At 69.4% G+C, this 1,143-nt stretch carries 1 protein-coding gene; it reads right to left on the bottom strand.

The genetic code is table 11. The features are described from left to right. On the bottom strand, nt 1-1,143 hold a 1,143-nt coding region (locus ACWGI8_RS44480; RefSeq protein ID WP_453669353.1), incomplete at both ends, for a hypothetical protein.

Raw genomic sequence — 1,143 nt, 5'->3', positions numbered from 1 at the left:
CCAACTCCCCACGCTCCTCCTCCGACAGCCCCCACACCACAGCCTCGACAAACCCCAGCCCCTCAACAACCGACCCATGCCCACTCCCGGGCAAACTCAGCAACGAAACCGACCCAGAAGACGACTCTGCGGGGACGATGGTTTCGGCGTTCTGGTCTGCGAGCTGCGGCTGCGAATCAACGATGTCCTCGAACTTGGGGAGCTCCAGCAGGCCGGATCCGTGCTCCTGCTCATCGGGGTGTGACAGCAGCGACGGGTCGAAGGTGGACACCTGAACTGTCCCGCCGCCGACCAGGTGCCGGGCGAGGAATGCCTCGGTCGGCCCCGCGTTCCACTCCCCTCCGCCGAGGAGGACGAGCTCCAGGTGACCGTCCTCGTAACCCACCGAAGTCAGCCATGTGTCGAAGTCCTGGTAGTGGTCGGGCAGTACCGGGGTGCCGCTCGGGTCGAGGCCGAGCACGGCGACGAACCGGCCCGGTTCTGCCGATCGGCCCTTGGTGATCAGGTCGGCCAGTACGGCGTCCAGTACCCGGTCCACCGTGTTCTGCCCGCTCAGGGCCAGCGCGGCTCCGGCGTGGGGGCGCCGTGCCTGCTGGACGGGCAAGGGCGGTTGAAGGCTGTCGGCCAGCGTCCACCGGGTCTCGAGGTCGAGTACGTGGATCTCGGGCGTCCAGGTGTGGCCCAGCAGCAGGGTGTAGGGGTTGTAGCCGGGGAGCCGGCTGAACGAGAGCCGTACGCTGCGGCCGAGCTTTGCCGACTCGGCGGCGGCGTAAGCCTGGACGGTCGAGTGGTGGCGCGCGGGCACGCCCAGGACGACGAGTTCCACCGCCCCGTCCTGGTATCCGGCGGCGTTCAGCCAGTCCCCCAGGGTCTCGAAGTCGTTCGGCAGCGCCGGCATGCCGTAGGCGTCGACTCCCAACACCGCCACGAAAAGATCCGGACCGGCGGGGCGGCCGGCTGCCGCGAGGTCGGTGAGCACCGTGGCCAGGGCCGTCTCAACGAGTTTACGGTCCTGGGTGCCGAGTACCGCCGCCGCGTAGCGGCGGGTCTCCTGGTGCATCAGGCTCCGGCCGGCGTTGTGGCCGTCCCCGGTCTGTGGCTGCCAGGCCGGGTTGAGTGGACGGCCGCTGCCGACCTCGATCC

Source organism: Streptomyces sp. NPDC054841 (assembly GCF_053611045.1).
This window is presented reverse-complemented; position numbering and strand designations above follow the sequence as displayed.